The organism is Aeromonas sp. TECH754 (genome assembly GCF_056279295.1).
The window spans coordinates 1,333,486-1,359,793 of sequence record NZ_JBWBRA010000001.1 but is presented as its reverse complement, the minus strand read 5'-3'; the positions used below and the strand labels follow the sequence as shown (position 1 = coordinate 1,359,793).

At 60.4% G+C, this 26,308-nt stretch carries 16 protein-coding genes; 9 read left to right on the top strand and 7 right to left on the bottom strand.

Going from position 1 to position 26,308, the window contains the following annotated elements; translation table 11 throughout:
• Positions 1-389 precede the first annotated feature (389 nt).
• Positions 390-1,568 (top strand): hypothetical protein, encoded by a 1,179-nt coding sequence (locus tag ACZ9IL_RS05805; RefSeq protein WP_476002655.1) that lies wholly within the window; start codon positions 390-392, stop codon positions 1,566-1,568.
• A gap of 73 nt (positions 1,569-1,641) precedes the next feature.
• Here the strand turns inward: ACZ9IL_RS05805 and ACZ9IL_RS05800 are convergent, their stop codons facing one another.
• From ACZ9IL_RS05800 to ACZ9IL_RS05790, 3 genes are all read right to left on the bottom strand, one after another.
• Entirely contained in the window at positions 1,642-3,393 is a 1,752-nt protein-coding gene (locus tag ACZ9IL_RS05800) for an ABC transporter transmembrane domain-containing protein (RefSeq protein WP_476002654.1), read from the bottom strand.
• Positions 3,394-3,499: 106 nt separating this feature from the next.
• Positions 3,500-5,236: an ABC transporter transmembrane domain-containing protein gene (locus ACZ9IL_RS05795; RefSeq protein ID WP_476002653.1), complete on the bottom strand. Its 1,737-nt coding sequence runs from the start codon at positions 5,234-5,236 to the stop codon at positions 3,500-3,502.
• A 142-nt stretch (positions 5,237-5,378) separates the two neighbouring features.
• A complete protein-coding gene (locus ACZ9IL_RS05790) occupies positions 5,379-8,180 on the bottom strand; it encodes a hybrid sensor histidine kinase/response regulator (protein ID WP_476002652.1) in 2,802 nt (933 codons plus the stop codon).
• A 157-nt stretch (positions 8,181-8,337) separates the two neighbouring features.
• Here ACZ9IL_RS05790 and trxC point away from each other — a divergent pair, with 157 nt between their 5' ends.
• On the top strand, positions 8,338-8,778 hold the full coding sequence (gene trxC / locus ACZ9IL_RS05785; RefSeq protein WP_476002651.1) for a thioredoxin TrxC: 441 nt from the start codon (positions 8,338-8,340) through the stop codon (positions 8,776-8,778).
• A 154-nt stretch (positions 8,779-8,932) separates the two neighbouring features.
• A complete protein-coding gene (locus tag ACZ9IL_RS05780; protein WP_476002650.1) occupies positions 8,933-10,318 on the top strand; it encodes an SLC13 family permease in 1,386 nt (461 codons plus the stop codon).
• Positions 10,319-10,526: 208 nt separating this feature from the next.
• Here the strand turns inward: ACZ9IL_RS05780 and ACZ9IL_RS05775 are convergent, their stop codons facing one another.
• Together ACZ9IL_RS05775 and ACZ9IL_RS05770 are read right to left on the bottom strand one after the other, a co-directional pair.
• Positions 10,527-13,001 (bottom strand): glycogen/starch/alpha-glucan phosphorylase, encoded by a 2,475-nt coding sequence (locus tag ACZ9IL_RS05775; protein WP_476002649.1) that lies wholly within the window; start codon positions 12,999-13,001, stop codon positions 10,527-10,529.
• 397 nt (positions 13,002-13,398) lie between these two features.
• Positions 13,399-13,596, bottom strand: a complete 198-nt coding sequence (locus ACZ9IL_RS05770) for a DUF4250 domain-containing protein (RefSeq protein ID WP_005323525.1) — start codon at positions 13,594-13,596, stop codon at positions 13,399-13,401.
• 233 nt (positions 13,597-13,829) lie between these two features.
• Here ACZ9IL_RS05770 and ACZ9IL_RS05765 point away from each other — a divergent pair, with 233 nt between their 5' ends.
• Positions 13,830-14,321: a cell division inhibitor gene (locus ACZ9IL_RS05765; protein ID WP_476002648.1), complete on the top strand. Its 492-nt coding sequence runs from the start codon at positions 13,830-13,832 to the stop codon at positions 14,319-14,321.
• A 220-nt stretch (positions 14,322-14,541) separates the two neighbouring features.
• Here the strand turns inward: ACZ9IL_RS05765 and ACZ9IL_RS05760 are convergent, their stop codons facing one another.
• Positions 14,542-16,065, bottom strand: coding sequence for a fumarate hydratase (locus ACZ9IL_RS05760; RefSeq protein ID WP_476002647.1), 1,524 nt, complete (start codon positions 16,063-16,065; stop codon positions 14,542-14,544).
• A 207-nt stretch (positions 16,066-16,272) separates the two neighbouring features.
• On the opposite strand from ACZ9IL_RS05760, the gene pabB reads away from it, so the two are divergent.
• From pabB to ACZ9IL_RS05745, 3 genes are all read left to right on the top strand, one after another.
• Positions 16,273-17,658 (top strand): aminodeoxychorismate synthase component I, encoded by a 1,386-nt coding sequence (gene pabB / locus ACZ9IL_RS05755; protein WP_476002646.1) that lies wholly within the window; start codon positions 16,273-16,275, stop codon positions 17,656-17,658.
• Positions 17,659-17,707: 49 nt separating this feature from the next.
• The gene (locus ACZ9IL_RS05750; RefSeq protein WP_476002645.1) at positions 17,708-18,274 is read left to right on the top strand and encodes a CoA pyrophosphatase; all 567 of its coding nucleotides are present in this window, start codon (positions 17,708-17,710) and stop codon (positions 18,272-18,274) included.
• 214 nt (positions 18,275-18,488) lie between these two features.
• Positions 18,489-19,787: a serine/threonine transporter gene (locus tag ACZ9IL_RS05745; protein ID WP_476002644.1), complete on the top strand. Its 1,299-nt coding sequence runs from the start codon at positions 18,489-18,491 to the stop codon at positions 19,785-19,787.
• A gap of 527 nt (positions 19,788-20,314) precedes the next feature.
• Here ACZ9IL_RS05745 and sstT read toward each other — a convergent pair.
• A complete protein-coding gene (gene sstT, locus ACZ9IL_RS05740) occupies positions 20,315-21,562 on the bottom strand; it encodes a serine/threonine transporter SstT (RefSeq protein ID WP_476002643.1) in 1,248 nt (415 codons plus the stop codon).
• A gap of 335 nt (positions 21,563-21,897) precedes the next feature.
• Between sstT and ACZ9IL_RS05735 the strand changes: the two genes are divergently transcribed.
• Complete coding sequence (locus ACZ9IL_RS05735; RefSeq protein ID WP_476002642.1) at positions 21,898-23,820, top strand: RecQ family ATP-dependent DNA helicase; 1,923 nt, start codon at positions 21,898-21,900, stop codon at positions 23,818-23,820.
• Positions 23,821-24,383: 563 nt separating this feature from the next.
• Positions 24,384-26,306 carry a PrkA family serine protein kinase gene (locus ACZ9IL_RS05730; RefSeq protein WP_476002641.1) on the top strand — a complete coding sequence of 641 codons (1,923 nt, stop codon included), beginning with the start codon at positions 24,384-24,386 and terminating at the stop codon, positions 26,304-26,306.
• The last annotated feature ends 2 nt before the right edge of the window (positions 26,307-26,308 follow it).

Here is a 26,308-nt window from a genome sequence, read left to right as displayed (position 1 = left end):
ACCTCGGCGCTATCCGGCCAGCAATCCCCCAACAAGGGCTGTAAAGGCCGGTGTGGTGCTCGCAAACCCATGAATTATCCAAATGCAAAGAGCCATTGCATTCGTTTGGTAAATGCCAAAACCGGCCATCCCGACTCGGATAGCGATCATCTTTAGCCCCCATCACCCGATTTTTTGCAGGTCGGCGCCACTGTGTCAGCCAGATGACAACCCTAGCCAAATGAAACTAAACGACTATTGCCGGCCCCGGCGGCGCTAGCCCAGCCTCCCCGCGGCGCCACTGGGATAAGTCACAGTAACGGGATGCCCCATCCCTCGCTAGGCTGTGCTGGCTCGTGAATGGCCAGTGGGCGCCGGGCAACCTTTTCGCACCGCACAAGGAGAGAGAGATGGGTAACGCTCAACAGTTGTTCAATGGCGGCGAAAGCGCCGGTACCTTCCAGCTCAATTTCAACAACAACCGTGCCTACGAGCTGTTTGGCAAGGAGTACCTCAGGTGTTACGCCAACCTGGCGGTCAAGGGCAAGATGAGCAAGCCGTTGCCTTCGGGAGCGCTCAGCTACCACGTTGACTTCGCCATGGATTGCGGCTGCAACTCGGTGCTGATCGACTTCAACCTCGCCTACAAGAAGACCTTCGGCAACCAGGATCAGCTGCCGCAACTGCGGGCCTCCGACTACGAGGCCGAGCTGGTGCTCTGCCAGCTGGTACGCGAGGCCGCCGCCAATCGCCTCAACAACCGGGATCAGTTCGCCGAGGCCGAGGCCTTCTTCAACGACGCCACCCTGCCTGCCGCCAGGGCGGTGGGCAACGATCCTTACGCCGACAAGGATGGGCTGGTGGAGTTCATCGTGGCCAACGAGCTGCTGGACGATCCCGCCGTCATGGCCAAGCTGGCCGAGCAGAAGGCCTACCTCATCGCCATCACCTCGGTGGTCACCGCCTACATCAACCGCTACGCCGAGGCCTACGGGGATCAGTACAAGACGGACGCGGATCTCTGGGCCAGGGCGCTCTCCAAGATCCCGCTGATGGGGCCGAGCAAGATCGATCAACAGAGCTACAGCCGCCACATCAAGGGGCTCAGCATCGCCACCGACTTCATCAACTTCATCATGGACGTGGTGGTGAGTCAGGGCACCACGGCGCTGGCCAGCTTCAACAAGTTCCTGCAAAAGCAGGGGGATGCCATCCGCTTCGGGGTGGAGAACAACAAGGACTTCTACAAGACCATCACGGTGGGCATCACGGTCGAGGTGTTCAAGGTGGGCAGCGAGCTGGTCTATGTGCCCAAGATCAAGCAATACCGCATCAACTTCGACCGCCAGAACAGCAAGTTCACCTCCGCCTGTGCCAGCGCCGAGTTTGTCGATATCTACTTCAGCTACCTCTACGCGGCCAATGTGTTCGACTATGAGGCGCTGAAAGACCCGGAGATCAAGCGCGACTTCGACAACTTCATCCAGAAGCAGCGCAAGGCGCAGATCGAGGAGGCGGACACCTTCTTCAACGACGACTTCCCGCCCCTGCAACCCAAGCTGGTGGCCCGCAGCAAGGCCACGGTCTGACCTGCTCCCCAAACGAAACAGCCGGCATCTGCCGGCTGTTTTTTTATCTGTGCGTTGTTATCTCTGATAGCGCTCAGGCCCGCTTCTCTTCCAGCCAGGCCCCCTGGCTCTGCATCTCGAACAGCTGGGCGTAGTGGGCTCCCAGCGCCATCAGCTCAGCGTGGGTGCCACGCTCGCTGACCTGGCCGCGGGAGAGCAGCAGGATCTCGTCCGCATCGACGATGGTGGAGAGCCGATGGGCGATGGCGATGGTGGTGCGGCCACGGCGCGCCGCCGCGAGCGCCTGGGAGAGCGCGAGCTCGGTCTGGGAATCCACGCTCGCGGTCGCCTCGTCCAGGATGAGGATGCGCGGATCCCCCACCAGCGCGCGGGCAAACGACAGCAGCTGGCGCTGACCGGCGGAGAGGTTCTTGCCCCCCTCCTCCATCAGGGTGTCGAGCCCCTGCGGCAGGCTCTGCACGAACGCCGCCAGTTGCACCTCTTCCAGCGCCTGCCAGAGCGTCGCATCAAGGATGCCATCGCGGCCGAGGCGCAGGTTCTCGGCCAGGGTGCCGACGAAGATGAAGGGATCCTGCTGCACCAGGCCGATACTGCGGCGCACCGCGGCGAGCGACAGGGTCTCCAGCGGCTGATCATCGAAGCGGATCTGCCCGCTGCCGATGGGGTAAAAGCCCATCAGCAGGCTGATGACGGTGGATTTGCCGCTGCCGGTGTGGCCCACCAGCGCCAGCATCTGGCCGGGGCGGGTGCTGAAACTCAGCTCCCGCAGCACCTGCTGCTGGCCATCATAGGAAAAATTCACCCGCTCGAAGCTGACTCGCCCCTGCAGGGTGCAGGACTGCCCGGCGGTGCTCTCGCGGGCTTCGTCCAGCAGGGCGAACACCCGCTCCCCCGCCACCATGGCTTGCTGCAACTGGTTGAGCTGATTGGTCATCTCGATGAGCGGCTCGATCATCCGCCCCAGATAGCTGATGAAGGCGTAAAGCACCCCCACCTGGATGGCGCCGCCCGCGCTCAGCCCTTCGTGGGCGAACAGGGCCAGCAGGCCAATGAGCACCATCATGTAAAACAGGTCGATGAGCGGGCGCAGCAGAATGCCGTTGATCTTCAAGCTCTTGAGCCGGGCCGACCAGTGCTGCTGGTTCACCTCGGCGAAGGCGTTGGCGAAATGGCGCTCCTGCACCATGGCCTGGATCACCGGCATGCCCTGCAACGACTCGTTGAGCCGGCTGTTGATGTCGGAGAGCAGGCTGCGGGTTGCCCGCACCACCGGCACGCTCAATTTCTGGTAGAGCCACATCACGGCGCCGACCAGCGGCAACAGGGTCGCGCACACCAGCATCAGCCGCAGATCCAGCAGCGCCATGGAGAGCAGGATGCCGCACAAGAGCACCACTTTTTGTACCAAGAGCCCGATCACCTGCACATAGAGGTTCATGATGGCCTCGGTGTCGCTGGTGATGCGGGAGATGAGCGAGCCGGATCTGTGCTTGTCGAAGTAGCGCGCCGGCAGCCGGATGGCGGTGGCGAACACCTGCTCGCGCAGGGTCTGCACCACCGCCTGGGCGATGCGGTTGAAGCGCAGGGATTGCAGGTAGAACCCCGCCGCCGACAGCAGTTGCAGGCCGAGATAGCCCGCCCCGATGGCGGCGATGGCGGGCCACACCAGCTGGCGCGGCGCCAGGTAGTCGTCGATAAACAGCTTGATCAGCAGCGGCCCCGCCACCTCGGCACCGGTCGCCAGCAGCAGGCAGATGCCCGCCTGAATGAGCCAGCGAGGATAACGAGCGCAATAGGCTAGCAGCCGTTTGATGGTCGGATTCATAGCGCTTCCTCCACGTCTTGCTCGAGACGCGGATAACGCCCCCTGTTGACATACCAGCCCTGCGGGCAAAGGGCACAATAGGCTCGTAGCCGTTTCATGGTCAGGCTCACAGGCTCTCCTCCACGTCTTGCTCGAGACGCTGGTAACGCACCATGTCAGCGTACCAGCCGTTGTGGGCCATCAGGGCGCCGTGGTGACCCCGCTCACTGATGTGTCCCTGCTCCAGCACCAGGATTTCATCCGCTTGCTCCACCGCCGTCATGCGGTGGCTGACCAGGATGAGGGTGCGTCTGTGGGCCTTGAGCGCCTGCAGGATCTGCTGCTCGGTGTGGGCATCCACCGCCGACAGCGCATCGTCCAGCACCAGGATCGGCGCCGCCAGCAGCAGGGCGCGGGCGATGGCGAGCCGCTGTTTCTGGCCGCCGGAGAGGGTCACCCCCTTCTCGCCCACCTCGGTCTCATAGCCCATGGGGAAGCGGCTGATGTCGTCGTGTACGCAGGCGATGCGCGCCGCCCGCTCGATCTCCTCCCGGCTGGCATCGGGCCGACCGAGGGCAATGTTGGCGGCGATGGTGGTGGAGAACAAAAACGGCTCCTGGGGCACATAGGCAAACTGGCTGCGCAGCTCGGCCAGCACCAGCCGCTCAATGGGTACGCCACCCAGGGTGATCTGGCCCGCGCTGGGGTTGGCGAGACGCATCAACAGCTTGAGCAGCGAGCTCTTGCCCGCTCCCGTGCGCCCCACCACCCCGAGCATGCCGCCGGCTGGCAGGCAAAAAGCGATGCCCGCCAGCAGGGTGCGCGACGCCAACCGGTAATCCACCCCCTGCATGACCAGCGGGAAGGGGCTCTCGAGCGGCTGCGGGGAGACGGGATCGGCGATGTCGCTGCGCTCGGCCAGCAGGCTCTCGATGCGCGAATAGGCAGCGCTGCCCCGCTCGATGATGTTGAACAGCCAGGCGATGGCGAACATGGGCCAGATGAGCTGGCCCAGATACATGGTGAAGCTGGTGAGCTCCCCCAGGGTCAGCTTGTCTTGCAGCACCAGGGCGCTGCCGCCCGCCACCGCCAGGAAGTAGGAGCAGCCGATGCACAGGTAGATGACGGGATCGAACTTGGCATCGATGCGGGCCACCGCCATGTTGCACTCCCCCGCCTGGCGGGTCAGCTCGGCAAAGCCCTTGTCCTCCAGGGACTCCACCGCATAGGACTTGAGCACCCGCACGCCGGAGAGGGCTTCCTGGGTCTTGTTGTTGAGGCGGGAGAAAGCCCCCTGCGCCGCCTTGAACTCCTTGTAGATCTGGGTACCGAAGCGATTCATGAAGAACGCCATCACCGGCAAGGGCAACAGGGAGAGCAGGGTCAGCTGCCAGGAGTACTGGCTGCACATGATGGAGAGCACCAGGATGCCGACGATGAAGGAGTCCACCAGGGTCAGCACCCCCTCGCCAGCGGTCATCTCCACCGCCTGGATGTCGTTGGTGGCGTGGGCCATCAGATCGCCGGTGCGGTGGCGCTGATAGAAATCCGGGCTCATGCGGGTGAAGTGGGTAAACAGCCGGTTGCGCAGCACATAGGCGAGCCGGTAGGAGGCGCCAAACAGCATCACCCGCCACACGTAGCGCAGCAGGTAGATGACGATGCCAAGACCCAGCAATCCCGCCAGATACCGCATCAGGGTACCGTTATCCAGACTTCCCTTGGCCACCCCATCCACCACCCAGCCCACCACCTTGGGGGGGATCACTGTCAGCAGCGCCACCATCATCAACAGGGCGATGGCGATGAGATAACGCCGCCACTGATCCTTGAAGAACCAGCCCAGCCGCAGAAATACGCTCACGTTATTGTCCTTGCTTGCGGCGCCATGGCCGCCATTGTTCTTGAGAGAAGCTCAATACAATCGCCCCCGAGGTGGGGGCGATGGGAATCGGACATCATAGCCTGAAGTGGCCGACTTGAGAACGGTTGCTATCTCTGCCGGCTCAGAGCCGCTTGTCCCGCGACTCGAACAGTTGCCCGGCTGACTCTTGCTGCTCCCCGGTCAGCAGGAAGTGGGACACCTCCTCCCGGGTCTGGTTGAACACCTGCTGCAACTGGTTCAGCTCGGCCTCGGTCAGCTCCTCTTGTTGCAGCCGCAGCCGCCACTCCAGCTCGCCGGCCAGCAGTTGCAGGCGGGCGGCGGAGATGTTGGCCGAGACTCCCTTGAGGGTATGCAGCAGACGGCAGGCCACCTCGGGTTGCTGGCGCCGCAGGGCGGAGCGGATGTCCCACAGATCGTCCTTGTGCTCGGACAGGAACAGCTTGAACAGGATCTGCAGCGCCTCCCTGTCCTGCTCCAGCCGGCGCAGCGCATCCTCCAGATCCAGCACCCCCATCAGATCCGGTGGCTTGACCTCAAGGGTAACCCGCCGCTCGCCGTTGGCGCCCCTCACCCACTGCAGCAGGTTGTTGTAGAGATCCAGCTTGCTGACCGGCTTGGTGACATAACCGTTCATGCCGACCCCGAGGCAGCGCTCCTTGTCGCCGGGCATGGCGCTGGCGGTGAGCGCTATGATGGGCACGTCGTGCTTGTCCACCATCTTACGGATCTGGCGGGTCGCATCCAGGCCGTCGAGCACCGGCATCTGCAGGTCCATCAGGATCACGTCAAAGGGCTGCTCCGCCACCCGCTCCACCGCCTCGCGCCCGTTGTCCACCACGGTGACCAGGGCCTCGACCCGGCGCAGGTATTCCATGATGAGTTGCTGGTTGACGCGGTTGTCCTCCGCCAGCAACACCCGGGTGCCGTGCAGCAGATCGCGAAAATGCTGTTGATCTCCCTGCGCCTCGGCCTGGCGCACGTTGCTGTCGTGGGAGCTGCCGTTGAGCAGCTCGTCCGCCTTGGCCAGCAGAGCATTCTCGGTCATGGGTTTGGCCAGGAAGTGGGTCAGCCCCATGCTCTCCATGCGGCCGTGCAGGCCCTCCCTTGACCAGGCGCTGGTCATCAGGATGGGCAGCCGGCGCCACTGGCTGTGCTGATACATCTCGAGTGCCAGATCCAGACCGTCCTCCTGACCCATGCGCCAGTCGAGGATCGCCAGCCGGATATGGTGGCCGTCTTCCTTCAGCGCCTGGCGGGCACGGGAGAGGCTGTTGACCGTGAGCACGGTGGCGCCGGCCCGACTCAGGATGTCCTTGGCAAGCTCCAGCACCAGCTCGTTGTCATCCATGATCAGGATGAGGGGCTGCTGCTCGAAGAAGACCCGCCGCCCGGACACGCCGTAGACGGCCTGGGACATGGGGATCTCGAACAGGAAGGTGGAGCCCACCCCGGGCTTGCTCTGCACTGTTATCTCGCCCCCCATCAGCCCCACCAGCCGCTGGGAGATGTTGAGCCCAAGCCCGGAGCCGCCGTATTTGCGGGTGTTGCCCGCCTCCAGCTGGGTGAATGGCTGGAACAGCTGCGCCTGCTTCTCCGCGGCGATGCCGATGCCGGTGTCCCGCACGCTGAAACTCACCCGCATGGGGTGCTGGCTGGCGAGGGTGATGGCCACCTCGACCTCCCCCCGCTCGGTGAACTTGATGGCGTTGTTGACCAGATTGACCAGCACCTGGCCGAGCCGCAGCGGATCACCGCGCAGGAAGTCGGGCACGGTCGGTGACTTGTTGATGATCACCTCGATCTGCTTGCGCTCCGCCAGATCGGCAAACATGGCCGCCAGGGAGTCGAGCTGCTCGCTCAGATCGAAATCGATCTCCTCGAGCGTCAGCTTGCCGGACTCCACCTTGGTGAGATCCAGGATGTCGTTGATCAGCAGCAGTAGGGTGTCGGACGAGGACTTTATCTTATTGAGGTAGTCTCGCTGCTGCTGATCGAGGTGGGTCTGCAGCGCCAGGGTACTAAAGCCGATGATCGCATTCATGGGGGTGCGGATCTCGTGGCTCATGTTGGCCAGAAAGTCGCTCTTGGCTTGGGCAAGCAGCTCGGCATGGCGGGACAACTCGCTCAGTTTCTGATTGCGGCGCCACAGGGTTGCGGCCACCAGCGAGAAGCAGAGCAAGGCGCCGGCCAGCACCATCAGGTAGAAGCGGCTCTTGAGGGAGGAGGCCAGATCCAGCTTGCTCTTCTTCCACAGGGGCAGCGATCCCAGTCCCTTCATCTCGATGATCTGGTTGCGCAGGCGATGGTAGTCGATCACCTGGCGGTTGAGCTCCTGGCTGAGCTGGGTGACGGCCATGATCGGGGGCTGCCGGGAATAGGTCTCGGTGAGGCGCTGCTGCAACGCCAGCAGCTGGCGCTGTTCGCTCATGTCCCAACTGCGTCTGAGGTAGTGACTCAACCTGAACAGCTCGGTGAGATCGCGATACTCCGCCGTCTCGACCCTGACGCCGGCCATCAGCGACTTGAGCTGGCTCTGGAAGCGGGGCTCCAGATACTCGATGGTCATCTCCATGGTATAGAGCTTGGCCAGGTCGAGCAGATAACCATCGATGTCGCGCTGCAATGCCTGGGACTGGGGATCATCGGCCGAGCCCGGATCGTCACGCACCAGGCTGACGAACTTGTCGAGGCTGTTTGACAGCAGGCTCAGGCGCTGTTGTACGCTGCCATCACTCGCCTTCTCGCGGCCCAGCAGGTAGACGGTATCTGTGTTGATCTGGTTCAACACCAATTCGGCGGCGCCGCTGAGCTCGGAAGCGCGCTGTTGCTGGCTGAGCAACTGCCAGCAATAGGCTGAAAACGCCAGCAACGATACGATGATAAGGCTCAGGACAACACGATTGACGCGTGCAACACTCTTCATCCCGTCTCGATTCTCTTGTCATGGTCAGCCATCCGGTGACAGAGCATCACGACCAGATCGCCGACTGTGAAAATTAACTGACTGCTATGTTACCGTTAGTCTGCTCTGCCAATGCAATAAAAAAGATGTTGCCGAGCCATGAATTAAGGAAACAATTATGTCACTTATCACTACCTATTGTAGCCACTGCTTTACCCGCAATCGCCTGCCCAGCGAGAGAATGGATTCAAATGCGAATTGCGGCCGCTGTCGGGACGCCCTGTTCACGGCGACGCCCGTGGTGGGCCACACGGCACATTTTGACGCCTTGATAGGCTCCGACATTCCGGTGGTTGTCGATTTCTGGGCCAGCTGGTGTGGCCCCTGCCTGCAATTTGCCCCGGTGTTTCAGGAGATGGCCCGCGAACTCGAGCCGCAGATCCGCTTCGTCAAGCTCAACACCGAGCAAGAGACCGCCATTGCCAGCCGTTACGCCATTCGCAGCATCCCGACCCTGATGGTCTTTCGGCGCGGCGAGGTGCTGGCCCAACGCAGCGGCTCCCTGCCAAAGAGCCTGTTCAAGGAGTGGCTGCTTTCGGTCACGGCCCAGGCCAAATGAAACAGATTTGTTTAAATCATGTTTAATATCAGATCCGTTTGCACTTTACTCTGTGAGTCGCCACATGCTTTGACCACTTCCCCCTGTTTCATACGGGGGGAGAAATGTAATCTCGGCAACACAACAACAACCATAAATTAACCGAGAAAACAACATGCATACATCTGTCGTCCCCTCTGCCCCATCGCGTTGGCTGGACATCAAGGCCGGGATCGTCATCCTGGACGTCTTGCTGCTCTGTGCCATGCTCGCCTGGCTCCCGTTTGATCCCATGATCAACAAGGGCCTCGGCATCCTGATCTTCATCGCCATCCTCTGGCTGACCGAAGCCGTCAACATCACCATCACGGCCATCTCCATCCCGGTGCTCGCCACCCTGCTCGGGGTGTTCGACATGAGCAAGTCGCTCACCGACTTCGCCAACCCGGTGCTGTTCCTGTTCTTCGGTGGCTTCGCCCTGGCCGCCGCCCTCTCCAAGCAGGGACTGGATACCCAGATCGCCGCCAAGGTGATGCAACTCGCCAAGGGCCACCTCGGCTGGGCCGCCATGGTGCTCTTCACCATCACGGCCGCGCTCTCCATGTGGATCAGCAACACCGCCACCGCCGCCATGATGATGCCGCTGGCCCTCGGCATGCTCAAGGGGCTCGACGTGCACAAGGAGCGCCGCACCCTGGTATTCGTCCTGCTGGGGGTCGCCTACAGCGCCAGCATCGGCGGCATCGGCACCCTGGTGGGCAGCCCCCCCAACGCCATCGCCGCCGCCCAGATGGGCATCGGCTTCACCGACTGGCTCAAGTTCGGCATTCCGGTGGTGCTGATCTTCATGCCGGTCGGCATCGGCCTGCTCTATCTGGTGATGCGCCCCAATCTCTCCCACCAGGTCAGCACCGAGCAGGTCACCATCGAATGGACCGGCCAGCGCAAGGTCACCCTGCTCATCTTCCTGGCGACCGTGTTGCTGTGGATAGGCTCCCAGCCCATCGCCGCCGCACTGGGCGGCATTCCCCAGTTCGACACCCTGATCGCCATGGGCGCCATCCTGGCCATCGCCGTCAGCCGTGTCGCCAACTGGGATGACATCAACCTGAACACCGACTGGGGCGTGTTGCTGCTGTTCGGCGGTGGCCTGACCCTGAGCTCCATCCTCAAGCAAACCGGGGCCAACGCCTTCCTGGCGGAACACCTCTCCAGCACCCTCGCCAGCATGCCGATCTTCATCATACTGCTGTGCCTGGCCGCCTTCGTGGTGTTCCTAACCGAGCTGGTCTCCAACACCGCCACCGCCGCCCTGCTGGTGCCACTGTTTGCCGGGGTGGCCGAGGCGTTGGGGGTCTCTCCCGTCGTCATGTCGGTGCTGATCGCCGTCGGCGCCTCCTGCGCCTTCATGCTGCCGGTGGCCACGCCGCCCAACGCCATCGTCTTCGCCAGCGGCCACATCCAGCAGCGCGAGATGATGCGCGCCGGCCTGGTGCTGAACCTGGTCTTCACCGTCATCCTGACTCTGCTGGCCTACTGCTTCGGCGACATCCTGCACTGAGTTCTGCCCATATAACAAAGGCCCCTGATGGGGCCTTTTCCATTGTGGACACCTCGTCACCTCGGCATTTTTACCACTACCTTCATCAAAAATACTTATTCATCTGACTGCCCACCATCAAAACGGGTACCCAATCACACCAACAATCCCACACAGAGCGACATAAAAAAACCCCCGCGGTGCGGGGGTTTTGCGGGTCGGATTGTCATCAACCGACGTTGCAGGCGTTCAGGTTCCAGATGTTGTCCACGTAATCCTGAATGGAGCGATCGGAGTTGAACTTGCCCATGGTGGCCGAGTTGATGATCGCCTTCTTGGCCCAGAGCGCCGGATCCCGATACCAGGTATCGATGAGCTTGTGGGCGTCCGAATAAGAGGCGAAGTCCGCCAGGGTCAGGTAAGGATCCCCCCCTTCCAGCAAGGAGCGCTTGATGGAGGAGAGCTCGCCCGGGCGACCCGGCGTGAAGTAGTCGGTATCGAACCAGTCCAGCACGGCCTTGAGCTCGGAGTTGGCGTAGTAGAAGTCATACGGGTTGTAACCGCGCCCCTTCAATGCCTTCACCTCGTCCACGTCCAGACCGAAGATGGCGCAGTTTTCGGCACCCGCCTCTTCCGCGATCTCGATGTTGGCGCCGTCCAGGGTCCCGATGGTGATGGCGCCGTTCAGTGCCATCTTCATGTTGCCGGTACCGGATGCCTCATAACCGGCGGTGGAGATCTGCTCGGACACGTCGGCGGCCGGGATCAGCTTCTCTGCCAGGCTCACGCGGTAGTTCGGCATGAACACTACCTTCAGCTTGCCCTGGATGCGGCTGTCATTGTTGACCCGATCCGCCAGCTTGTTGATGGCGAAGATGATGTCTTTGGCCAGCTTGTAACCAGGCGCGGCCTTGGAGCCGAAGATGAACACCCGCGGGTGCATGTCATAATCCGGGTTCGCCAGCAGGCGACGGTAGAGCGCCATGATGTGGATGAGGTTCAGCTGTTGGCGCTTGTACTCGTGCAGACGCTTGATCTGGATGTCGAAGATGGCTTCGGCGCTGACCTCGATCCCGGTCTCGGCCTTGATCACCTTGACCAGCTTCTCCTTGTTGTGGCGCTTGATGCGCATGAACTGCTGCTGGAACGCCTCGTCATCGGCAAACTGGGTGACGGCGCGCAGTTTGTCCAGCTGCAGCGGCCACTCCTTGCCCACCACCTCGTTGTAGAGCTCGGCGAGCTCCGGGTTGCAGGCCAGCAGCCAGCGACGGGGAGTGACACCGTTGGTGACGTTGCACATTTTTTCTGGCCAGAGCGCGGCGAACTCGGGGAACAGATCCTCTTTCACCAGCTTGGAGTGGATCTCGGCCACGCCGTTGACCTTGGAGGAGCCGATCACGCACAGGTTGCCCATGCGCACCTTGCGCACAGCTCCCTCTTCGATGATGGAGAGCTTGGCCTTGATGGCATCGTCACCCGGCCACTTGGGTTCGACCAGGTTGTTCAGGAACTGGGCATTGATCTCGTAGATGATCTCGAGATGACGGGGCAGTACCTTCTCGAACAGGCTGACCGACCACTTCTCCAGTGCTTCGGGCAACAGGGTATGGTTGGTGTAGGAGAACACCCGGTAGCAGATGGACCAGGCGGCTTCCCAGGTCAGATCCTCTTCATCCACCAGCACCCGCATCAGCTCGGGGATGGCCACGGTCGGGTGGGTGTCGTTGAGCTGGATGGCGATCTGGGCGGCGAAGTTGCTGAAGTCGCTGCCATGGGCGCGCTTGTAGCGACGCATGATGTCCTTGATGGAGCAGGCACAGAAGAAGTACTGCTGGATCAGGCGCAGCTCTTTGCCCGCATCGGTATCATCGTTCGGATAGAGCACCTTGGAGATGGTCTCTGCCTGGGCTTTTTCCGTCTGGGAGTCGATGTAACCACCGGCATTGAACACGTCCCAGTCAAAGAACTCGGAGGCGCGAGATTCCCACAGGCGCAGGATGTTGACGGTGTGACCGCCAAAGCCCACCACCGGGATATCCCAAGGCACCCCTTTGATCTTGCGACCGGCGTGCCACACCTTCTTCAGGCCGCCATTGTCGCCGAACACGGTTTCGACGTAGCCATAGAGCGGGATCTCCTGCACGGATTCGGGGCGGCAGATCTCCCAGGGGTTGCCATATTCACGCCAGGAATCCGGACGCTCGATCTGGTGGCCATCCTGAATTTCCTGACGGAACAGGCCGTGTTCGTAATGGATGCCGTAGCCGACCGCCGGGTAGTTCAGGGTCGCCAGGGAATCGATGAAGCAGGCGGCCAGGCGGCCCAGGCCACCGTTACCGAGCGCCATGTCGGGCTCTTGCTCGCACAGGTCGGTCAGTTCCAGACCGAGTTCACCCAGTGCCTCTTCGCAGGTCTTGTACAAGGAGAGGTTGTGCAGGTTGTTGGAGGTCAGGCGCCCCATCAGGAACTCAGCAGAGAGATAGTGGATGGCACGGGTATCTTTCTTGAAATGCGTCTGCTGAGTGCGGGTCAGGCGTTCGTACACCTGTTCGTTGACGGCGGCGGCGGTCGCTTTCCACCACGCTTCTGGCGAGGCTTTCTGTTCGCTTGTCCCCAAGGTAGAACGCAGGTGACGCACGATACTCGCTTTGAGCTGATCTTTATCCAGTTGGAGATCCTGGTCTGTCTTCTTCTTGGTAGCCATAAACCATTTTCCTTCGTTACAAATAAAAATTGTTATCCCATTTTGGGACCGGCGCTGTTGTTATCTCATAATATGTTCCGGCGTGGGCATACTAGCTAAAGCCGTTGGCTTAAAAGTTAACGTGAGTCACACTTTAACGCATAAAGATGACAGTTAAAGCATGAAAACCCTTTCCTTAAAGTTACCTTAACAAAATTAAAATTCAGATAAAAATCATGCAGTTAATAATTACTTTTCAAGATATTATCATGAATAGGTTTTCAGCGATTGCGCACATCTGAAAATACGTGAAAATAACGCCCACCACAGTGCGCGTTGAAACCGGTTTCAATGTTCAATGCATCGCCAGGCAATAAAAAAGGAAGGTGCCCCAGTTGGGGCACACTTGGTGGGCGAATTATCCATGGGCCTTGAACTGATTGCTCATGGGATCGTAGTGATAGCCAATCTGTTGCAGACGCGTGGCCAGCTGATCCTCTGTCATGTCGTAGTAGGCCAGCAACTCTTCCAGACCATCGCACTCCAGCCGCAGCTTCTCGTTGATGATCCCGAGCAGAATATTGGCATCCAGCCGTTGCAAGGTACTGACATCCATCTTGGTCTCTCCTCTTGCCATACAGACTGTATAACCATGAGCGCCTGCCCCCGCTTTGTCCATAGTTCAAAAAACACCCACCACACCATCGGGATAAATATCTTTTTAATTCAACCAAGTAGATCATGGCCTTGTCAATCCGCTCACATTTTTAACCACAAATGTCTTGTCACCGGCATGAGATGGAACTACTGTATACGCATACAGCATGGTTATTCATACAGGACACTTATATGAGCCAGCCCCTGAGTCACCTCACCTCCTCCCCCTCTGCCGGCCTGATCAATCCCTGGCCCACCCGCCATCAGAGCAAGCAGGAGCATGAGCCTCGACTGGCAAGTGACCTTCATGCCGCGCCGCTGCTCGACGAGCTGGGACGACTGAGCCAGGGTAACAGCGGCTGGATCCTGCTCATCGCCCCGCCCGGCCTGCCCGTGGCCGAGCAGTGGCAGGCGCAGGGGATCAACCCCGCCCGGATACTGGTGGTCCACGGCGCCAAGATCAAAAACTGGCAGCGGGTGCTGGAGCAGAGCCTGGGCAACGGCCACTGCGCCGCCGTATTGACCTGGCTGCCCCAAGAAGTGGCCCTGGATCACGGCAAACTGAGCACACTGGGACAACGCTCCGGTGTACTGACCCGATTCTTCGAGCCCCAGAATGCCCCTCTCCCCATTCAGGGCGGCCACCTCTGTTATGGCGGCCAGGACATCTACCTCAACCATTGAGCGCGGCATCCTCGATGTACCGCCATGTGTCGAGAAGGATGCGTGCCGGAAGGTTTAATGATCTCGCCCTCCTCTCTCGATAGCGGCATGGCGACTGAGCCTGCGGGCACGAAACCCGAGCCATAAAAAAGAGGCGACCCCGAGGTCGCCTCTTTTCGCCGTGCTGGCCACAAGGCTGCCTGGCAGCCGTCACCGAGACGGATGGATACCGCAATGCAGATCAGGAAAGCTTGACGTCCAGCTCGGCAATCTTGGCAGACCAGTAGGCCGGGCCCGTCTCGTGAATGTTGTTGCCCTCAGAGTCGACCGCCACTGTCACCGGCATGTCCTCCACCTCGAACTCATAGATGGCCTCCATCCCCAGGTCGGCGAAGGCCACTACCCGTGCCTTCTTGATGGCCTTGGCCACCAAGTAGGCGGCGCCGCCGACCGCCATCAGATAGACGGCCCTGTGCTCCTTGATGCTCTGCACCGTCTTGGGGCCACGCTCTGACTTGCCAATCATGCCGATGAGGCCGGTCTCCCCCAGCATCATGTCGGTGAACTTGTCCATCCGGGTGGAGGTGGTGGGGCCCGCCGGGCCGACCACTTCGTCACGGACCGCATCGACCGGGCCCACGTAATAGATGAAGCGGTTGGTGAAGTCGACCCCTTCCGGCAACCCTTCCCCCTTCTTGAGCATGTCGGCAATACGCTTGTGAGCCGCGTCGCGACCGGTCAGGATCTTGCCGGAGAGCAGCACGGTATCGCCGCTCTTCCAGCTGGCGAGCTCGGCCTTGGTGATGCCGTCGACGTTGACCCGGCGCACGTTGCCACCGGACTCGCGGGTGATCTGTGGCCAGTCTTCCAGTCTCGGCGGGGTCAGCTCGGCAGGACCGGAGCCGTCCAGCTCGAAGTGGACGTGGCGGGTGGCGGCGCAGTTGGGGATCATCACCACCGGCTTGGAGGCGGCGTGGGTCGGGGCGGACTTGACCTTCACATCCAGCACGGTAGTGAGACCGCCCAGACCCTGGGCACCGATCCCCAGCTTGTTGACCTTGTCATAGAGCTCGACACGCAGCTTCTCTTCGGTGGTCTCGGGACCCCGGGCGATCAGCTCCTGGATGTCGATGTGCTCCATCAGGGCTTCCTTGGCCAGCACGGCAGCTTTCTCGGCGGTACCGCCGATGCCGATCCCCAGCATGCCGGGCGGGCACCAGCCGGCGCCCATGGTCGGCACCGTCTTCAGCACCCACTCGACCACATCGTCCGAGGGGTTGAGCATCACCATCTTGGACTTATTCTCGGAGCCACCGCCCTTGGCGGCGATGCTGACTTCCACCTTGTCCCCTTGCACCATGTCGATGTGCACCACGGCCGGGGCGTTGTCCTTGGTGTTCTTGCGACTGCCCGCCGGATCGGCGAGCACCGAGGCGCGCAACGGGTTGTCCGGGTTGGTGTAGGCGCGGCGCGTGCCCTCGTCCACCATCTCCTGCACCGTCATGTCGCTGTCCCACTGCACCTTCATGCCGATCTTGACGAAGCAGGTGACGATGCCGGTGTCCTGGCACAGGGGACGATGACCCTCGGCGGACATGCGGGAGTTGATCAGGATCTGGGCCAGGGCATCCTTGGCGGCCGGGTTGATCTCACGGTCATAGGCGGCCTTGGCGGCCTGGACGAAATCGAGGGGGTGGTAGAAAGAGATATATTGCAGGGCGTCGGCAATGGAATCGATAAAGTCCTGTTTTTTAATGATGCTCATATCATCCTCACTGGTCCTCGTCTCGGTCAGGCCGAGCGAGGGCTTCCATATGAGCCGAGCCTTCGGCGGGCGGCGGGTGCGCACAGAGCCGGCAGACACGGCATGTTTTTATAACGGTGTTTTCTGAAAATGCCGGCCGCCATGATACGCTTGGCCACCCGTACCGGCTAGGGAGCTGGGTGCAAACTGTTGCCTGTGTAACAAAAAATGAAACCAAGACTGCATATCCACCATTTCGACCCGCAAACATCGCTGCACGCCCTGTTTACCCGGCTGCAACACCAGCCTTGGGCCATGTTGCTGGAGTCGGCCGGCCCCCATGGGGCCGACAACCGCTTCGACATCCTCAGCGCCGATCCCCTCGCCACCCTGGAAACCCGGGGAACCTGCACCCGCGTGCAGCGCGCAGGGGCAACCGAGCACCATGATGATGACCCCCTCAGCCTGCTCGCCAGCACCCAGCAAGCCCTGCTGGGGCCGCTGGATCAGGAGCAGAGCGACCTGCCCTTCATCGGCGGTGCCCTCGGTCTGTTCGGTTACGATCTGGGGCGGCGATTCGAGCGCCTGCCCGTGCAGGCCAAGGCGGATATCCGGCTGCCGGACATGGCGGTGGGGATCTATGACTGGGCGCTGCTGCGCGAGGTCGAGACCGGTCGCTGGCAACTGGTGCACTGGGGGAACGAGGCGGGGCTCACCAGCCGGTTGCGCTGGCTGGAGGCGCAAGTCGCCCCCCCTTCGGCCACTCAGATGCCGTTCTCGCTGACAGGTCCCTGGCAGAGCAACATGAGCCGGGCCGAATATGGCGACAAGTTTGCACGGATCCAGGCTTATCTGGCGGCGGGGGATTGCTATCAGATCAACCTCACCCAGCGCTTCAGCGCGCCCTATCAGGGGGATGAATGGACGGCCTATCTCGCCCTCAGCGCGGCCAACAAGGCCCCCTTCTCGGCCTTTATTCGCCTGCCGGATAGCGCCATTTTGAGCCTTTCTCCCGAGCGTTTCCTGCTGCTCGATGGCCGCCACATCGAGACCAAGCCCATCAAGGGCACTCGCCCCCGCCATCGGGATCCCGCCACAGACAGCCAGATCGCCCGGGAGCTGGCCGGCGCCGACAAGGATCGCTCGGAAAATCTGATGATCGTGGATCTGCTGCGCAACGACATCGGCCGGGTAAGCCGTCCGGGCTCAGTCTGTGTACCGCATCTGTTTGCGGTGGAGTCCTTCCCCGCCGTGCATCACCTGGTCTCCACCATCCACGGCGAGCTGGATGAGCGCTGGCAGGGAGTGGATCTGCTGCGAGCCTGCTTCCCGGGAGGCTCCATCACCGGCGCCCCCAAGATCCGGGCGATGGAGATCATCGAGGAGCTGGAGCCGGTGCGGCGCAATGCCTACTGCGGCAGCATCGGCTACCTGAGCCAGCACGGCCGGATGGATACCAGCATCTGCATTCGCACCCTGATAGCCGAAGCCGGTCGGATCCATTGCTGGGCGGGGGGCGGCATCATCGCCGACTCGGACGCCGACAGCGAGTATCAGGAGACCTACGACAAGGTCGCTCGCATCTTGCCGCTGCTGGATGCGCAGCGCCAGTGATAGCCGCAGCCCCACGCCCCCATCCTTTCCCAAGGAGCACCGCCGCGAGATGAACAGTGCCGATCTGCTGACCCGCTTCCTGCTGCAACGCCCGGCTCCGGCCCATCGGCTGATGCTGGCCGGGCTCAAACCGGCGGCCGTCTTGCTGCCCCTGGTGGAGCGGCCAGACGGGCTGCAGCTGCTGCTGACCCGTCGCAGTGCACAGCTGCGCCACCACCCTGGGCAAATCAGCTTCCCCGGCGGGCGCCAGGATCCCGAAGACGAGAGCCTGATCCACACCGCACTGCGGGAAACCCGGGAGGAACTCGGGATCCCTGCCTGCCAGATCCATGTCATCGGCAGCCTGACACCGCTCAACACCATCTCCCTGTACGATGTGTTGCCGGTGCTGGCCATGGTGGATGCCGATTATCAGCTCACCCTGAGCCCGGATGAAGTGGAGCAGGCCTTCGAGGTGCCGCTCAGCCATGTATTGGATCCCGCCCACCACATCGCCCTGACCATTCCCAGGGCCGGCAAGAGCCACACCATCTACTGGATCCCCTGGCAGCAATCCTTCATCTGGGGCGCCACCGCCAGCATGATCCGTCAGCTTGCCCAGCACCTGTCAAAATAACATTCCGCTAACACCGGGAGTTGGCAAATCATGCAATTAACACTCAACTAACATTGCATTTGATAAAGAAATTTTGATTTTTTATTCTTTTGATCACATTTCCATAAGAAAGTACGCGTTTTGCCCTCATAAAGGTGAATCCGATCAACATTTTTGATTTAAAAAAAAGTATTCTTTCGCCGACTAATTAAAACCACTATTCGGGGTGAGAGACATGTCCAATACGGTCACCGGCGCACAGGAAGTTGCAGCCTCAGTAGAGCAGGGAATCGGCTCAGTCCAATCGCGCGGTTGGGGCAAACAAGACACTACCTGGGTGATCAGCCTGTTCGGCACCGCCGTCGGCGCCGGGATCCTGTTCTTGCCTATCAACGCCGGCATGGGCGGCTTCTGGCCGCTGGTGGTGATGGCGCTGCTGGTCGGCCCAATGACCTACCTGGCCCACCGTGGGTTGGCCCGCTTCGTGCTGTCCTCCAAGAATCCCAATGCCGACATCACCCAGGTGGTGGAAGAGCACTTCGGTATCGGTGCCGGTAAATTAATCACCCTGCTCTACTTCTTCGCCATCTACCCCATCGTGCTGATCTACGGGGTTGGCATCACCAACACGGTGGAAAGCTTCATGGTCAACCAGTTGCAGATGACGGCGCCGCCGCGCTGGATCCTCTCCATCGTGCTGATCATGGGCATGATGTCGGTCATGCTGGCCGGTGAGAAGCTGATGCTGAAGGTCACCGAGCTGCTGGTGTACCCGCTCATCGCCATTCTGGCGGGCATATCCCTGTATCTCATCCCGGACTGGACCGGCGCCGCCCTGGCCCAGGTGCCGTCCGCCAAGGACTTCACCGTGACCCTGTGGCTGACCATCCCGGTGCTGGTGTTCTCCTTCAACCACAGCCCGGCCATCTCCAGCTTCGCCCTGGCCCAGCGCCGCAATCACGGTGACAATGCGGTCGCGAAATCCGATGCCATCCTCAAGCGCACCGCACTCATCCTGCTCGGCTTCGTGATGTTCTTCGTGTTCTCCTGCGTGATGAGCCTGACCCCGGTCCAGCTGGCGGAGGCCAAGTCCCAGAACATCGCCGTGCTCTCCTACCTGGCCAACCAACATGCGAGCCCGATCATCTCCTACTTCGGTCCGCTGGTTGCCTTCGTCGCCATCGTCTCCTCCTTCTTCGGCCACTATCTGGGTGCCCGTGAAGGTCTGAAGGGGATGATCGTCCAAAACATGCGCAAGTCCGGCAAGACGCCAAACACCAGGAAGGTCGAGCTGTTCATCATAGCCTTCTTCATCCTGACCCTGTGGGGCGTGGCCATCATCAACCCCTCCATCCTCGGCATGATTGAATCCCTGGGTGGTCCCATCATCGCCACCATACTGTTCCTGATGCCGATGTACGCCATCAAGCGCGTGCCTGCCATGGCGAAGTATCAGGGCCATATCAGCAACGTCTTTGTGGCGACCATGGGGCTGATTGCCATCTCCGCCATCCTCTATCAGCTGGCCGGCTAATCCTCCCGGCCTAGCCAGCAAGCAAATGCCCGCCAGTGATGGCGGGCATTTTTATTGTTCCTTCGTTTCCCTCCAGCAATGCCGTCATGATGCAGGTGATCCCCCAGTGTTCTGACAACGCGCACCCAGTGCCCAGCTAGAATGGCCAGATCTGGCATCCAGACAGTTGAGAACGGCTCGCCTGCCACCAAGCACCCTTCCTGTCGCTGAACCTGTCACTCGCAGCTCGCCCCCTGCTGGCGAACCACGCATGATAGTTGTTCTGCTTTCTCACGGGGTCAACAGGTCAGCCAAGTCTCTGCCCAGCCGAGATAGCCTTTCGCCAATCGCGCGCTCCGTGAGGCCGTGACGGTTGCCTTCCCTTCACCAATCCTGCCCGCTACGGCATGGCACTATGCGCGAACCTGGCCATCAGGTGCGCTGGCCAGATCCCTGTTTCAAGCTGGTATCCGCGCCCTTTCGCTCGCTTTCGACCATAAAAAACGCCCTCCTGAGAGGGCGTTTTCAATGCGTAGATAAACCGGCTATCAGGCTTCGCGAGAGAGCTGCGCGGCACTTTGCAGCGCTTCTTCTTCCGCCATGCAGGCCGCCGCGGTGAACAGTACGTCGGTGGAGCTGTTGAGCGCCGTCTCGGCGGAATCCTGCAACACCCCGATGATGAAGCCAACCGCCACCACTTGCATGGCGATGTCGTTGCCGATGCCAAACAGGCTGCACGCCAGCGGGATCAGCAGCAGGGAGCCACCGGCCACCCCGGAGGCGCCGCAGGCGCTGATGGTGGCGACGACGGAGAGCAGGATGGCCGTGGCCAGATCTACTTCCATTCCCAAGGTGTGTACCGCCGCCATGGAGAGCACGGTAATGGTGATAGCAGCACCGGCCATGTTGATGGTGGCGCCCAGTGGGATAGAGACCGCGTAGGTGTCTTTCGGCAGGCGCAGTTTTTCACAGAGCGTCATGTTGACCGGGATGTTGGCGGCGGAGCTGCGGGTGAAGAAGGCGGTCACGCCGCTCTCTTTCAGGCAGGTCAGCACCAGCGGATAGGGGTTGCGCTTGATCTTCCAGAACACGATGAGCGGGTTGACCACGAAGGCGATGAACAGCATGCAGCCGATCAGCACCACCAGCAGATGGGCATAACCGAACAGGGCGTCAAAGCCGGTCTCGGCCAGGGTCGAGGCGACCAGCCCCAGGATACCGAGCGGCGCACAGCGGATCACCGCCTTGACGATGGTGGAAACCCCGTGCGACAGGTCGGTGATCACCGCCTTGGTGCTCTCGCCAGCGTGACGCATGGCGATGCCAAGGCCGATGGCCCAAGCCAGGATGCCGATGTAGTTCGCATCGATCAACGCCTTGACCGGGTTGGTCACCACGTTGAACAGCAGGGTCTGCAGAACCTCGGTGATGCCACCCGGCGGGGTGATCTCGGCGCTGCTCGCCACCAGGTGCAGGTTGGACGGGAACAGGAAGCTCGCGACCACGGCCACGACTGCCGCCAGGAAGGTTCCCAGCAGGTAGAGCAGCAGGATCGGTTTCATGTTGGTCTTCTGGCCCTGCTTGTGACCGATGATGGCGGCCATCACCAGCACGAAGACCAGCAGCGGCGCGACCGCCTTCAAGGCGCCGACGAACAGGCTGCCGAGCAGACCTGCCGCCTTGGCCCATTCCGGCATGACCATGGCAAGGATAATACCGAGTACCAGACCGACCAGGATCTGGCTAACCAGACTGGTGCTATTGACCAGTCTTATGAGGGGGTGTTGTTGTGTCATCAAAGAGTCCCTGGGCACACGAGGTGCGTGAATCATTAGTCCTGTTGGCAACCTGCCACACGCCGTGATACCGGCAACTTGACGGCGATCGCTGTTGGCAGATCTTCTTCTGGATCCGTCCAATTACGCATGGGGCTGCGGACAAGGAATATCCCATCAGCCGGCGTTTTTTTCCACATAATCACTGAAAAATATCAGGGTTACCTCACAAAAAATCTACAACAATGTGATAACACAATATCAACCACGGTCAAATTGTCGCCATTCCGACCCGTTCCCGGGCAGAACGGGTGGCAAGAGTGGTATCATGGCGCCCTTTGCGCTGGAGCCATGCCATGATCACCTCCCTGCTGACCCGACACTTTGGCTTCACCCAGTTGCGCCCCGGCCAGGAGGCCGTGATCGAGCGCCTGCTGGCGGGCAAGAGTGCGGCGGCCATCTTCCCGACCGGGGCCGGCAAGTCCCTCTGCTATCAGTTGCCCGCCCTGGCACTGCCGCACCTGACGCTGGTGATCTCTCCCCTGCTGGCGTTGATGCACGATCAACTCGCCTTCCTGCAACGCAAGGGGATCGCCGCCGCCACCCTGGATTCCAGCCAGACGCCGGAGGAGAGCCGCCGGGTCATGCAGCAGGCCAGTGACGGCCAGCTCAAGATCCTGATGATTTCGGTAGAACGCCTCAAGAACGAGCGTTTTCGCCGCTTCATCGCCCAGATCCCGCTGTCGATGCTGGTGGTGGATGAGGCGCACTGCATCTCCGAATGGGGTCATAATTTTCGCCCCGACTACCTGAAGCTGCCGACTCATCGTCGCGAGCTGGCCATTCCCCAGGTATTGTTGCTCACCGCCACCGCTACCCCGGCGGTCATGGCGGACATGCAGGCAAAATTCGATATCGACGGCGAGGATCTGGTGGTGACCGGCTTCTATCGCGCCAATCTGGATCTCGGTGTGCTCCCGTTGGCCGGTAACGCCCGCGACAGCTGGCTTTGTGACGAACTGCGGCGCGATCCCGCGGCGCCCACCATCGTCTATGTCACCCTGCAACACACCGCGCAACAGTGCGCCGAACTGTTGCAGCGGGCGGGGATCCGGGCCTGCGCCTATCATGCCGGGCTGGATCCTGCCCTGCGCAGCCAGATCCAGCACGACTTCATGGCCGGCAAGGTGGATTGCATCGTCGCCACCATCGCCTTTGGCATGGGTATCGACAAGGCCGATATCCGCCGGGTCATTCACTACGACTTGCCCAAGTCCATCGAGAACTACAGCCAGGAGATAGGTCGCGCCGGACGTGACGGCCTCCCCTCCCGCTGTATCGTGCTGGCCAGCCGCACCCAGTTGCCGGTGCTGGAAAACTTCGTCTATGGGGATACCCCTGACAGAGCCGCCATCCTGATCCTGCTCGAGATCCTGCGCCAGAGCGGGGCCGAGTGGGAATTTAGCCTGCTGCGCCTCTCCAATGACACCAACATCCGCCAGTTGCCGCTCAAGACCCTGCTGGTCTATCTGGAGATGGCGGGCGTCATTGCGCCAGCCTACAGCTATTTTGCCGAATATCGCTTCAAGTTCCTGCTGGACAAGCAGGAGATCCTGGCGCGTTTCAATCCGGATCGGCGCCAGTTCCTGGAGCAGTTGTTTGCCTGCGCGCCTCAGGCGCGCAGCTGGTGCACCATGGACTTCGATGCGCTTTGGCAGGGTTATCAGGGGGAACGATCACGGGCCGCCGCCGCGCTGGATTATTTGCAGCAACAGGGCTGGATCGAGCTCGAAAGCAAGCAGATGACGGAAGTTTACCGGGTAATGCGTCAAGACCTGGATGTAGCGTCGCTGGCGGATCAGCTCCATCTTCTGTTCGAGCAGAAAGAGCAGAGCGAATTGGCTCGGTTGCAAGCCTTGCTCAACTTCTTCATCTCGACCCACTGTCTCAGCCATGAGCTGGCCCGCTATTTTGCCGATGAGCAGGCGCCGAGCCACTGTGGGCACTGCTCCGTCTGCCGGGGTGAAATTGCCGTCCTGCCTCCACTCCCGACACCAAGCTTGCCCAACGAACAGGGCTTGCGTGCCTGGTGTGATCCGCTGGTGGCGCTGTGCCACAGCCAGGAGCCACGCATCCTGACCCGTTTCTTGTGCGGCATCGCCACCCCCTTGACCACCAGGGTCAAGGCAAAGAACCTGGCCGGTTTTGGCCAGCTGGCCGCTCATCCCTTCGCCGAGGTATTGGCAGCGGTTTCACGACTCTATGTCGCGACGCCTTGAGGATTCGCTCTTGCCGAATGCCGAAAAAAGAAGACCCCCGCGGATGCGAGGGTCAAGCCAACGGAAACGTGCTTAAACAGAGCTTAGTATCTGCACAATCAGCACTTTCTTGCTAAAGCGATGACTGCTCGACACAGGGCCAATCTAGAGCAGTCAGAATGTAGCGTCAATGTAAAAATTAGAGCCAAAACACCAAACGGGTGTATCACGTTAACGTAAACGTAAATCAATTTCTTCTCCTTCCCTCTACCACCCTTGCCCCGTCTGCGTTGCCGAGTGCGCAACGCGGGAGACCTCCCTTTCCTGCATCTACCACACAAACATTTATTTTTTATGTCTTTGACATTTGCATCACTGTCATGGCAAAAATAATTTAACAGTCAGTAACATAGGTATGTCATTGACTGCATCTTCCCGCACAAGGATCGGGAAGCTCCCGCGCAAACTTAAACCAATGATGGCGATGGATTACTGGGGGCTGTTGACTAGGCTTAAGAGGCAAACAGAACAAAAGTAGTGATCCACTCTTTTTCAGGGTAAGCGACTATAACGAGGGCTAAGTTATGGGCATCTTCGAGCACTATCAACAGCGGTATGAGAAAGCCAGAGAGGAGGAGTACAGCATTCAGGAGTTCCTGGATATGTGCAAACAGGACAAATCCTGCTACACCTCCGCCGCCGAACGTCTGCTGGTTGCCATCGGCGAACCGGAAATGATCGACACTTCGGTCAATCCGCGCCTCAGCCGCCTGTTTTCCAATCGCGTCGTCGCACGCTATCCCGCTTTCAAAGACTTCTATGGCATGGAAGAGGCCATCGAGCAGATCGTCTCCTACCTCAAACACTCCGCCCAGGGGCTGGAAGAGAAGAAGCAAATTCTCTATCTGCTGGGGCCCGTCGGCGGCGGCAAATCATCCCTGGCCGAGAAACTCAAGTCCTTGATGCAGAAGGTGCCTATCTATCGTATCAAGGGTTCGCCGGTCAACGATCACCCCTTCTGCCTGTTCGACATCGAGGAAGATGGCGAGATCCTGGAAAAAGAATACGGTATCCCGCACCGCTACCTGCGCCCCATCATGTCCCCTTGGGCAGCCAAACGCCTGCACGAGTTTGGTGGTGACATCACCAAGTTCAAGGTGGAGAAGGTCAATCCCTCCATTCTGGATCAGATTGCGATCGCCAAGACGGAGCCCGGCGATGACAACAACCAGGATATCTCCTCCCTGGTCGGCAAGGTCGACATCCGCATGCTGGAGCATTACGCCCAGGATGATGCCGATGCTTACTCCTACTCTGGCGCGCTGTGCAAGGCGAACCAGGGAATGATGGAGTTCGTGGAGATGTTCAAGGCCCCCATCAAGGTACTACACCCCTTGCTGACTGCGACCCAAGAAGGCAACTACAACGGTACGGAGGGACTCTCCGCCCTGCCCTTCGACGGCATCTTGCTGGCACACTCCAACGAATCGGAATGGCAGCAATTTCGCAACAACAAGAACAACGAGGCCTTCCTCGACCGGGTTTATATCGTCAAGGTGCCCTACTGCCTGCGCGTCTCGGAAGAGGTGAAGATCTACGAAAAACTGCTGTTCAACAGCGAACTGACCGACGCCAAGTGTGCGCCAGGCACCCTGGAGCTGCTCGGTCAATTCTCGGTGCTGTCACGCCTGAAAGAACCCGAGAACTCCAGCCTCTACTCCAAGATGCGGGTCTATGACGGCGAGAGCCTGAAAGACACGGATCCCAAGGCCAAGAGCTATCAAGAATATCGCGACTACGCCGGCGTGGACGAGGGCATGAATGGCCTGTCGACCCGCTTCGCGTTCAAGATCCTCTCCCGGGTATTCAACTTCGACCATGCGGAAGTGGCCGCCAACCCGGTACACCTCTTCTATGTGCTGGAGCAGCAGATAGAGCGCGAGCAGTTCCCGCAAGAGCTGCACGATCGTTACCTGGAGTTCATCAAGGGCTACCTGACCCCACGCTACGTGGAGTTCATCGGCAAGGAAATTCAAACCGCCTATCTCGAATCCTATTCGGAATACGGCCAAAACATCTTCGATCGCTATGTGACCTATGCCGACTTCTGGATCCAGGATCAGGAATACCGCGACCCGGAGACCGGCCAACTGTTTGATCGAGCCTCCCTCAACAGCGAATTGGAGAAGATTGAAAAACCGGCGGGGATCAGCAATCCGAAAGATTTCCGCAACGAGATTGTCAACTTCGTGCTGCGTGCACGGGCCAACAATGCGGGCCGTAACCCCAACTGGACCAGTTACGAGAAACTGCGCACCGTGATCGAGAAGAAGATGTTCTCCAACACGGAAGAGCTGCTGCCGGTTATCTCCTTCAACAGCAAAACCTCGGCCGAGGAGCAGAAGAAGCACGATAACTTTGTCGAACGGATGATGGAGAAGGGCTACACCCGCAAACAGGTGCGTCTGCTCTCCGAATGGTACCTCAGGGTACGCAAGTCATCCTGACC

Excerpts from the sequence above, each read along its gene's own strand:
- ACZ9IL_RS05805 (WP_476002655.1), top strand. The coding sequence starts at position 390 with ATGGGTAACGCTCAACAGTTGTTCAATGGCGGCGAAAGCGCCGGTACC.
- ACZ9IL_RS05800 (WP_476002654.1), bottom strand. The coding sequence starts at position 3,393 with ATGAATCCGACCATCAAACGGCTGCTAGCCTATTGCGCTCGTTATCCT.
- ACZ9IL_RS05790 (WP_476002652.1), bottom strand. The coding sequence starts at position 8,180 with ATGAAGAGTGTTGCACGCGTCAATCGTGTTGTCCTGAGCCTTATCATC.
- trxC (WP_476002651.1), top strand. The coding sequence starts at position 8,338 with ATGTCACTTATCACTACCTATTGTAGCCACTGCTTTACCCGCAATCGC.
- ACZ9IL_RS05780 (WP_476002650.1), top strand. The coding sequence starts at position 8,933 with ATGCATACATCTGTCGTCCCCTCTGCCCCATCGCGTTGGCTGGACATC.
- ACZ9IL_RS05775 (WP_476002649.1), bottom strand. The coding sequence starts at position 13,001 with ATGGCTACCAAGAAGAAGACAGACCAGGATCTCCAACTGGATAAAGAT.
- ACZ9IL_RS05770 (WP_005323525.1), bottom strand. The coding sequence starts at position 13,596 with ATGGATGTCAGTACCTTGCAACGGCTGGATGCCAATATTCTGCTCGGG.
- ACZ9IL_RS05765 (WP_476002648.1), top strand. The coding sequence starts at position 13,830 with ATGAGCCAGCCCCTGAGTCACCTCACCTCCTCCCCCTCTGCCGGCCTG.
- ACZ9IL_RS05760 (WP_476002647.1), bottom strand. The coding sequence starts at position 16,065 with ATGAGCATCATTAAAAAACAGGACTTTATCGATTCCATTGCCGACGCC.
- pabB (WP_476002646.1), top strand. The coding sequence starts at position 16,273 with ATGAAACCAAGACTGCATATCCACCATTTCGACCCGCAAACATCGCTG.
- ACZ9IL_RS05750 (WP_476002645.1), top strand. The coding sequence starts at position 17,708 with ATGAACAGTGCCGATCTGCTGACCCGCTTCCTGCTGCAACGCCCGGCT.
- ACZ9IL_RS05745 (WP_476002644.1), top strand. The coding sequence starts at position 18,489 with ATGTCCAATACGGTCACCGGCGCACAGGAAGTTGCAGCCTCAGTAGAG.
- sstT (WP_476002643.1), bottom strand. The coding sequence starts at position 21,562 with ATGACACAACAACACCCCCTCATAAGACTGGTCAATAGCACCAGTCTG.
- ACZ9IL_RS05735 (WP_476002642.1), top strand. The coding sequence starts at position 21,898 with ATGATCACCTCCCTGCTGACCCGACACTTTGGCTTCACCCAGTTGCGC.
- ACZ9IL_RS05730 (WP_476002641.1), top strand. The coding sequence starts at position 24,384 with ATGGGCATCTTCGAGCACTATCAACAGCGGTATGAGAAAGCCAGAGAG.